At 46.4% G+C, this 9,357-nt stretch carries 7 protein-coding genes; 2 read left to right on the forward strand and 5 right to left on the reverse strand.

The window, feature by feature from the left end:
• Positions 1-29 precede the first annotated feature (29 nt).
• Positions 30-1,160 carry a hypothetical protein gene (locus tag MJZ26_04010; GenBank protein ID MCQ2104939.1) on the reverse strand — a complete coding sequence of 377 codons (1,131 nt, stop codon included), beginning with the start codon at positions 1,158-1,160 and terminating at the stop codon, positions 30-32.
• Positions 1,161-1,189: 29 nt separating this feature from the next.
• On the reverse strand, positions 1,190-3,451 hold the full coding sequence (locus MJZ26_04015; GenBank protein ID MCQ2104940.1) for a hypothetical protein: 2,262 nt from the start codon (positions 3,449-3,451) through the stop codon (positions 1,190-1,192).
• A 292-nt stretch (positions 3,452-3,743) separates the two neighbouring features.
• On the opposite strand from MJZ26_04015, the gene MJZ26_04020 reads away from it, so the two are divergent.
• Together MJZ26_04020 and MJZ26_04025 are read left to right on the forward strand one after the other, a co-directional pair.
• Positions 3,744-5,963, forward strand: a complete 2,220-nt coding sequence (locus MJZ26_04020) for a hypothetical protein (GenBank protein ID MCQ2104941.1) — start codon at positions 3,744-3,746, stop codon at positions 5,961-5,963.
• Positions 5,964-5,982: 19 nt separating this feature from the next.
• Positions 5,983-7,332, forward strand: coding sequence for a hypothetical protein (locus tag MJZ26_04025; protein MCQ2104942.1), 1,350 nt, complete (start codon positions 5,983-5,985; stop codon positions 7,330-7,332).
• Positions 7,333-7,404: 72 nt separating this feature from the next.
• On the opposite strand, the gene MJZ26_04030 is transcribed toward MJZ26_04025, so the two are convergent.
• From MJZ26_04030 to MJZ26_04040, 3 genes are all read right to left on the reverse strand, one after another.
• On the reverse strand, positions 7,405-8,331 hold the full coding sequence (locus MJZ26_04030) for a hypothetical protein (protein ID MCQ2104943.1): 927 nt from the start codon (positions 8,329-8,331) through the stop codon (positions 7,405-7,407).
• Positions 8,332-8,337: 6 nt separating this feature from the next.
• Positions 8,338-8,925: a hypothetical protein gene (locus tag MJZ26_04035; GenBank protein MCQ2104944.1), complete on the reverse strand. Its 588-nt coding sequence runs from the start codon at positions 8,923-8,925 to the stop codon at positions 8,338-8,340.
• Positions 8,926-9,085: 160 nt separating this feature from the next.
• The coding region (locus MJZ26_04040) for a hypothetical protein (GenBank protein ID MCQ2104945.1) at positions 9,086-9,357 on the reverse strand (272 nt) is incomplete at its 5' end.

Genomic DNA, 9,357 nt, shown 5'->3' on the forward strand with positions numbered 1-9,357 from the left:
TAAAGCCTCTAGATAAAGATTATGCAGAACTAGTTATCCTGAAGGCAGCGGACAGAATAGTACAGATTTTCGGAGACACTGCTTATTCCAACGCCACCCATGCTATGCAAGAAATAGACCATCACGTTATAGCCATCAGCATCAACGGAGGATGTCCAAAGATGGGAGTCAAACTTGATTGTTGACCCATAGACTCCAGTTGACGTAGCAAAACTAGCAGGCAATATTGAGAAATTGTACTCATCTATTCCAGCGTACTTTTCAAAGTTTTCCTGTAGAACCCAGTTGCTTCTAGATTTCAACTTGATGCCAGCAACATTGGTTCCGCCCACATATTCGAAAAGAACCTTCCATTCATCAAGAGAAGGAAGATGCCAGCCTGTGGGACACGCCGTCATGGCCTTGTCCCTTTGATACAGGCGACCGTAGACATCGCATTGTATATAATCGTCGGAATGGCATCGGGAGCTTCCTACAGGACCTGCATATTGCAGATTCTGGGCAAACCAGGTCTGATTGCCGATTTTTACAATCCTATACACATGGTTGTCACGAGGATCCTTGAAAAAAGCGGATTCTTCACTCTTGACACTTGATGAAGATTCCTCTTTCTGTTCACTGGAAGAGGACACATCGTCCTTGACTTCCGGGTTGTCCTCCACATCCTGGGAGCTAGACAAAGGTTCATCTTTCTGGCTACTCGAAGAAGTATCTTCCTTCTGACTGCTTGAAGAAGCGTCATCCTTCATTTGGCTGGACGAGGACTTTTCCTCATCTTGACTTGACGAAGATTCACCCTCATCCTGGCTAGACGATGATTCATCCTTCCCTACGCTTGATGAGGATTTTCCATTTTCAGAACTTGACGATTGTTCATCCTTCTGAACGCTGGAAGAAGATTCCTCGACAGAACCGATTTCATCGAGAGGGGACCATTTTCCAGAATAGCAGACATACTCTCTATTCTCGTTCTTGACAAAGATGATGGTTCCTTTTCGGTCGTCCTTGCATTTTCCCAGTTCATACACTGAGCCGACCTCGGTAACAGTTTCCTGATCCCCAGGCAAGTCCATTGTGGAATTTGAAGACGTGGAATCACCACAGGCGTAAAATACAGCGCCTGCAATAGAGATTAAACCAGCAATACCGAACTTATTCATAGCAGTTTTCCTTCAAGTTCTGAATCTTATTAATCCTTTATACAACGAACGGAGTAGCCTCTGTCTTTGTCGTTGTATTGGGCGTCGTGATAATCAAAGGTACTACTGCCGTACTCAAGGAACCAGTAAACAGCACCCGTAGCCTTTTTGCCCTCTGAAGCAGACCAGTAGTTGGCATAGTAACTGGCATCGTCAAAGACATACCGGCTGAATTGCCCATCCGGATCCCTATGAGAACCATAGTAGGCTCCAGTGGGAATTGCAGAGAATCCATACGGATCTCGGGGCGTAATAAAGGGACTTTTCAAATCATGCCAGCCAAGCACGGACTTCAGCTGTCCGGAACCATCATTGAAGTCAATTTTTGAGAAGCCTTCCCTCATAGCCACATACTCCCTAAGTACGCTGAACTCGCCCGTACCAGGAACATGCCAACCCGCAGGGCACAGACCCTGATGAGGAATCTTGATGACTCCCGTTCCGGATGCAGAATCGGAATTGTACTTGGGGTCAAGGTTCATGGCAGCGGCCCAAGTATAGAACCTACCGCCCACCTCGCAGTTTTCTTCTACATCTTCATAACACCAGGTGCTTTTCTGTAAATTTGCATTATTCTTGTCATAGTAATTTAGGTTTTCCGCCATCCAAGTCTGGGTTCCAATCTTTATGGTCTTGTAAATCTTTCCATCGCGGGAATCATTCAATGTTCCGTAACTAATAACGGGATTGAAATAGTTGCTCTTGGGATAGTCGTAGACTCCTGCCCGCCTCCAGTTTCCGTCACCGGGGCAGAACCAATCCAAATTTCCATTAGTGGTTCCTTCGTGTACAATGGTTCCCTTGTTTTTACCGGCACATGCGAAACCTAGACGCTTTTCGGTAGAAGTCGGCTTACGCCACTTACCGCTATCGCAAATGTATTCTCGACCTAGGTTCTTACTGTAGGGGTTCGTAATCTTGACCTTTTCGCCGTCCCTATTTTCAGAGCAGACGCCAATGTCATACACAATGCCCGCAAACTGGTAGATATACTTTTCGAAGTTCGGAACGCGGGGGCCCACTTCAAGCAATTTTTCGCGGATTTTACTAAAGGACCTAGTAGTATCCATAGCCCAGTCTGCCACAGCGATTCTTGCGGCAGAATCGTTCCATACGCCATCATCTTCAAAATCGGTGGTCAAGGAAGCGAGTCGGCTAGAAAAATCAGCATCGCTTAAATCACCCTGCAGAAGAATCGATGCAGCAAGTAGCTTGGCATCATCTTCGGTACTGCCGAAAATATTCAAGTCTTCAAATGCATGGTTATTGACAGTCCAGTGGAAGGAGTTCATCACTTCCTTTTCTGCGGCGGACTTTGCTGCAGGCACATTCTTGTACTTACCGCTTTCAGCAAACAGGTTTACAATTCGCTTATGAGTCAGATGACCCAGGATGTTCACATTGGCGGATTTGCGTTCATTCAAGTCTACCATGGACTTCAAGGTAAACTGGCCCGTAGTAGTCTTGCCTGTATTCTCGTTGTAGTAGAAACCGTTGACTTGCATCAACGCATACTGGCTTCTCAAGGTCACCTTGGAAGAAGTATATTCACCCAGATCGGTAGTCACTTCCCATTCAAAGGAAGTTCCCGTAAGATCCAGCACATCGTCCAATTCAGACAGCTTCACAACGGAACCAGCCGTAAAGGGGCCCTTCTGGGCAACGCCGGTAAAGGTCTGCTTAGAAACAGCCACATCGGCCACGACCTCATTCTGCCCGCGGACACTGGAACTGGACTCTACCACACTGCTGGAACTTACCACAGAACTGCTGGACGAGCCCGGAGTTTCGGAGGGTTCATCCTTCGAGGACGAGGAAACATCCTTGGAGTCGGAAGATTTGTCTACAGACGTATTTTCATCCTTGGATGCAGAAGACGAACCGTCCTTGGAATCGGAAGACTTATCCGTCGAGGAAACGTTGTCCTTTGAATCGGAGGAATTACCGTTGGATGTAGAAGAATCTTCCTTGGAGTTGGAGGACATGTCCTTGGAATCGGAGGATTCCGGAGTTCCAAGATTTTTCCAGTTGTCCCCATCACACAAATAATCCGAATCGTTTTCTTCAACAAAGATGATTTCACCTTTTCTTTCTGAAGAACACTTTCCCAAATCGTAGATAGTCTCAACCGAGGTCTCGGAAGTTACCTTGTCATCAGAATTCGATCCAGTGGAAGAATCTTCTCCGCATGCGCCCAGGAAAAGGGCGGAACAAACGGAGGCTGCAAGGACGGACAACTTAATTTTATTCATACCAGCATCCCGCTAAAAATTTTTACTTCAGGCGAAACAACGCCCATATCAACATTTATTACAAATGTAGGTTATTCCCTTTTTATCCTCAACACACAATAAGTCTAAAACAGCCAAATAAGCAGCACTGTGACCGGGAACACACTTTTTCAAAGAAACAAACCGTTCTATATGATTCGCAATGAATCATATGAGTTTGAACGCCCATAATAGTTCGAATTCGGCTCCACTTAGGCGAGCTATAATCGCGTAAAAAAATTATATTGTACGAAAAGACAAATGAGGTGTGTGAATGAAAAAACTGTTTTCCTTAAGTGCAGCAGCCCTATTATTCGTTGCCTGTGGAGATGATTCCTCTACAGGGTCTAATACCGAAAACAAGGATTCCTACGCCACCAAGGTGGAATCCATCTATGACCTAGGCAAATGCTCCTCTGATAGAGAAGGTGATGTTGTCTACGTAGAGGACGAAGATTCCGATTACCAGTGCGTCAACGACGATTGGAAGAACATCGGCAAGTCCGAATCTTCTTCTTCAAAAACCGGAGACAAGGAAGACGGAAAATCTTCTGCAAATGACAAGTCTTCCTCATCGGCAAAAGACGGATCCTCCAGTTCCCAAAAGGACAACTCTTCAACTGAAAATCCTGAAAGTTCAAACGGATCCTCCCCTGACAAGACCGAATCCTCTGACTCCAAAAATCCCGGTTCCAACGACACCGACGATTCTAGCTCCAGCGGCACTCCTGAATCCAGCTCCAGCAGCATTCAGGAATCCAGTTCTAGCATCGTTCCCTCTGATAAGGTCGTAGAAAACGTTGCCATCACCAAGATGACATTCACTGGTGTTGCCGAAAAGGGCCCATACATGTCGGGTACGACAATCAAGCTGTCCGAACTTGACGACGAAATGGACCCGACTGGCACCACATTCGACTGGGAAGTTACATCCGATCTCGGCGCCTACACCTCGACTAAGGTAACCCTCAAGAGCCAGTACGCCCTGCTCCAGGCAAACGGCTACTATTACAACGAAAATACGGCTAAAACGACAGCCAACCAGGTGAGTCTAAAATCCTTGATTGACTTGAACGGACGTACTTCGGCAAACATCAACATCCTCGGCCATCTCGCCTACAAGAGAGCCGTGAATCTCTTTGTCGAGAGCGGAAAGTTCAAGAACATTCCCGCCGCCAAGTCCCAGGCCGAAAAGGAAGTCCTTGCAGCCTTCGGCTGGCCGACCAACAATCACGCCTTTGAAGACCTTTCCATTTTCGGAACCTCTGAAGACGACGCAAAGCTTCTGGCTGCATCAATCCTGCTCCAGGAAGGCTTGAGCGACGTAGACATGACCAGCCGCCTGACCGTTCTTGCTACAGACTTTGAAGAAGACGGTCTGTGGAGCGATTCTGCCGCCAAGGTAAAGGCAGCCGACTGGGCCATGGACACCACAAGAAAATTCTCCAAAACAAGGACTCAGCTTGAAGAACTTGGAGGAACCGTTCCCAACTTTGAAAAGTACATCAGCCTCTTTGTTGGCAATGTATACGGCATCGGCGTTTGCAACGGCGAACGTGACGGCGAAAAAATCAAGATGACAAATGCCTACAGCGACAACCTGGGCAAATTCTACGCTTGCGACGACACCAAATGGCGCTACCCCACCGCCAACGAAAATAGACTCGGCAAAACCTGTACAGCCTCCCAAAAAGGAACTTTTGCATCCCTCTTTGATGCGTATGACCGTGAAACGGAATATGTCTGCGATGGAGGCAACGGCAACTGGCGAGTTTCAACCGTTTACGACCACCCGAAGGAATACTACTTGAATCCGGACTACAAGTACGGAACCCTCAAGGATTCCCGCGATGGCAAGACCTATAAGACTACTGAGATCGGTTTGCAGACATGGATGGCCGAAAACCTGAACTACTACGACAAGAACAATTCAAACCTTGTCGACAACAGCTGGTGCTACAAGAACGTAGAAGCCAACTGCAACGTAGGCGGTCGTCTTTATAGCTGGACTGCAGCAATGAATTTAGATCCTAAGTATGCAAAGACCATCGCCGACTTCCTGGTCGAAAGCCCCCACAAGGGTATCTGCCCCGATGGATGGCATGTTCCCACCAACGCCGAATGGCTCCAGGTGAGAAATTACATTTCAAAAATGGAAGGTGGTTCTACAGGAGCATACACCGGAATCATGAAGTCCTCCAAGGGATGGTATCCGTACTCAACTAGCTCCAAGCCCTCCGCGGATTCCTACGGATTCTCGGCCATTGCAACAGGCGCTTATTACGGAAGATACGCTGATCCTAGCGAAAGCTATAGTAGATACGCTTTTGACGACGCAAAGTATTTCGCCAACTTCTGGAGTGCAACAGAAGCAACAAAGTACACCGGCGCAGTTTATTGGTACCTCGACTACAGAGAAAGTGCAATTCGTAGTTACGAAGCATCGTACAATGAAAAGGATCGCGGATTCGCACTTCGTTGCGTCAAGGACTAATTAAAAACAGGAGCCTCTCATGCGCATTGTAGGACTAACGCTAGTAGCTTCTGTCGGAAGCATGCTTCTTCTATCCTGTGGAGATTCAACCTCCACATCGACCTCGGATAACGAGAGCTCCAAAAATGATCGAGTAGAAACCATCTTCAATCTGGGAAAATGCGTTTCCGATAGAAAGGGCGAAGTCATTTTTGTGGAAAAAGAAGACGCCTACTACGAATGCGATGGAACAAGCTGGATTTCCGACAAGGACGACTCCGAATCCGGCAAATCTTCTACAGCCCAAAGTTCCTCGTCAAAGGATGAAGAAAAGGAAGAATCCAGTTCCAGTGTAGATGCCAAGTCCAGCTCTAGCAGCGAAGCCACATCCGAATCCGACGATAAGCATTCGTCAAGCAACGATGTCGATGCAGGTTCATGCTCCAGTTCAGAGCCGCAGTCGTCCTCCAGTAACGACAGTTCCAAAGAAGACGATTCCAGTTCTAGCGAAGCCGAAGAATCTTCATCCTCGGCAACTTCGTCCTCTACAGAAGAAATCCAGCCCAGTTCAAGTTCTGCGGAATCAAGTTCCAGCATCACGGAATCCAGCTCTAGTGTAGCGTTGTCCAGCTCCAGCCAGAACCCGACTCCGGTAATGCCCCTAGGCACCTACGACTGCGACAAATACGTCTGTGCTCCAACAGAACACTTGAATCAGGATCTTTTGGCAAAGGGCGAATACGGAGAAGTTTTGGACATTCGTAACAAGCATGTGTACAACACCATAAAAATCGGCGAACAGACTTGGATGGCCCAGAACCTGGACTTTATATATAAGATCTACCAGAATGGCAAACGCGTTATCTATGAAAACGAGTGCTATTATGACAACGATAATTGCACCGAAGAGGGCAGATACTATACTTGGGCAGCAGCAGCAGATTCCGCCGCAGTCTATTCTACAGACATGAAAGGGGTGGGCTATGGATATGCCTTAAATTTCGATGTTTACAAGTCGTGGTACATACAACAAAATCCAACAGGCATCTGCCCAGATGGCTGGCATTTGGCTACAAAACGAAACTACGAAGATCTTTTTGAATTCGTCGGTGGAGCGGAAACCGCAGGATTATACCTAAAATCGGCTAGCGGTTGGATGGACAGAGATTATTATGGAGATTATACAGATTACGGTGGCGAAAACACTTATGGATTGTCGATGCTGCAAGAATGCGTATGGACATCTACAATAGGAAACACTTACCCCAGCAAAAATGCCATCTGTATGTGCCTCCTTAACAATCACAAAGCTGTTTTTAGCGATATCAGCAAGTATAACCTCGCCCCTATTCGCTGCATGATGAATTCTCCAAAAGAAGAAGACGATTAAGCAAAAGGCTCCTGAAAAGGAGCCTTTTTCATACGTCAATTTTGACCAAGAATTCTACGCAATAGAAGTTTCTCATTCCATATTCTTTATACAACGGACGGATATTCGCCAATTAGGATCCACAGACTCGTCATCGAAGAAATTGTCACCCCAAAAATTCATAACCCAGGAATCTGCCACGATTTTACCACGGTAGTTATCATTTGACCAAAAACGGGTCAAGTGTCCTAGAAGATAAAGTTCGTCGGATTTTTCAAAACAGGTGCCAGCAGGAACGGCATTGAATCCGTAGCGGTTTGTTCCAACAAGTTCATCTTCGTTCCCCTGAACAATGTTTGTACTGGGCCTAAGATATTCGCTCCAGAGGCTATCCGTTTTCAAGCTGGTCCCTACATTCTCACAACCATTATCCTCGGTAACAAACAACCACATTTCCTTCCATTCTTCAGAAGTAGGAATGTGAAATCCTTCGGGGCAGGCTGTCTGAGCATCCTTCCAGGTATAATAGCGACCCACTACGTTAAACAGTTCGCCATCGGGAGCAATGGATTTTTCCGTCTTGAAACGGAGATTCTCGGCAAACCATGTCTGCGAACCAATCCTTGTCAGCCGATAGACATAACCATCCCGAGGATCAGTGAAGAATTCGTATTCAAAGGGCTTTATGGGCGGCTTTTCTTCGCAAAGAATTTCTGTTGCTGAAAGCCACTGATGCTCGCTGCAGTAATAGTCTGCATTTTCACTTGCCACAAAGGTTGGAACGTCATCCGTTCCGATATAGTCACAAGGTGGTAAATCACCCAACGTGGTAACTGTATCGACTACGGGATCGTAAAGGCAATCATCGTCACATTCTAAGCCATCGTCTGTACCATAGGCACAGGCAATATGCTGCACCGACCAGAAGCAAGCCAACACACCCGAAAACACCTTGGACTTGTCCGTCCAAAAAAACGCCGTAACAAAGGCCATTAGTTTTCGGATGATATTTCTAATCATGATAGCCTAGAATCTAAAGCTCACGCCGCCCGAATAAATGCCTCGGTAACCAACACCAGCCTCTGCATAAAAACCCACCGTGCCTACATATTCAATGCCAATGGGGCTGAACTGGAAATTCGGCAGTCCAAAGCCAACCTCATAATCGTCCACCTTTGAAATTTCCAGGACTCCGCCTAAACCTAGACGAGAGTATATCTGCACATGGTCAAGAAAACCAACCCAGTCCACCTTCGATTCCACAGCCAGGTGAACAATATGGTTATCCTTGATGTCGGCGTATTTCAAATAGCCTTTCTCGTTATGGTAGGGGTGAACCTTGGAGGCGTAATATTCGTAGCCGGTGGCAAAGCCAAGTTCCAACATTTTTGCGAGCTGGTAACGGGCGCCGAGGTTCACCACAATGTAATTGGTGCCACCATCAATTTCATCCTGCACTTCTTCGCTGTCAAAGTCTCTCATCCCCAGACCAAAGTCAGCAAACGTGGACCAAAAGGCAAAACCGCCACCCACATCCACAATCCACTTGTGTCTGTTTTCTTCTGCAGCGGCAAGTGCGCAGCAAAGGCAAATTAAGAGAACGATCTTTTTCATACTAAGAATTTATAAAATGCATTTTCCACGAGAAGGAGCTTTTATTGCGTTTTTGAACTATTCCTTGATAAAACGTGAAAACTTCTTTCTATATGATTCATAGCGTATTATATGGATTTTACGCATCAAACCAGTTTTCAATTTTCAAAGGAAAACGTTCCTATTCCGCACAGTTGGTTTTCAGTTCCAGCGCACGTTCGTACAGATAATGCTTTGCAGAAACAGAAGGCTTTAAAATTCTATCGCAGGTCCAATATCTGTATTTATCGTCCTGCAGATGGTCTGTCAATTCGCCCTCATTTTCTGCACATTGGCTACTAAATTTCGGGACATATTCTTCATCAATTAATTCGTGTTGACTTGAATAAATAAAAAGGGGCTCTTCATCAACATGTGTGGGTGGCTTCGCCACCCTTTTTTGTTGACTTTCGC

The organism is Fibrobacter sp., assembly GCA_024398965.1.
Taxonomy (GTDB): Bacteria; Fibrobacterota; Fibrobacteria; order Fibrobacterales; family Fibrobacteraceae; genus Fibrobacter.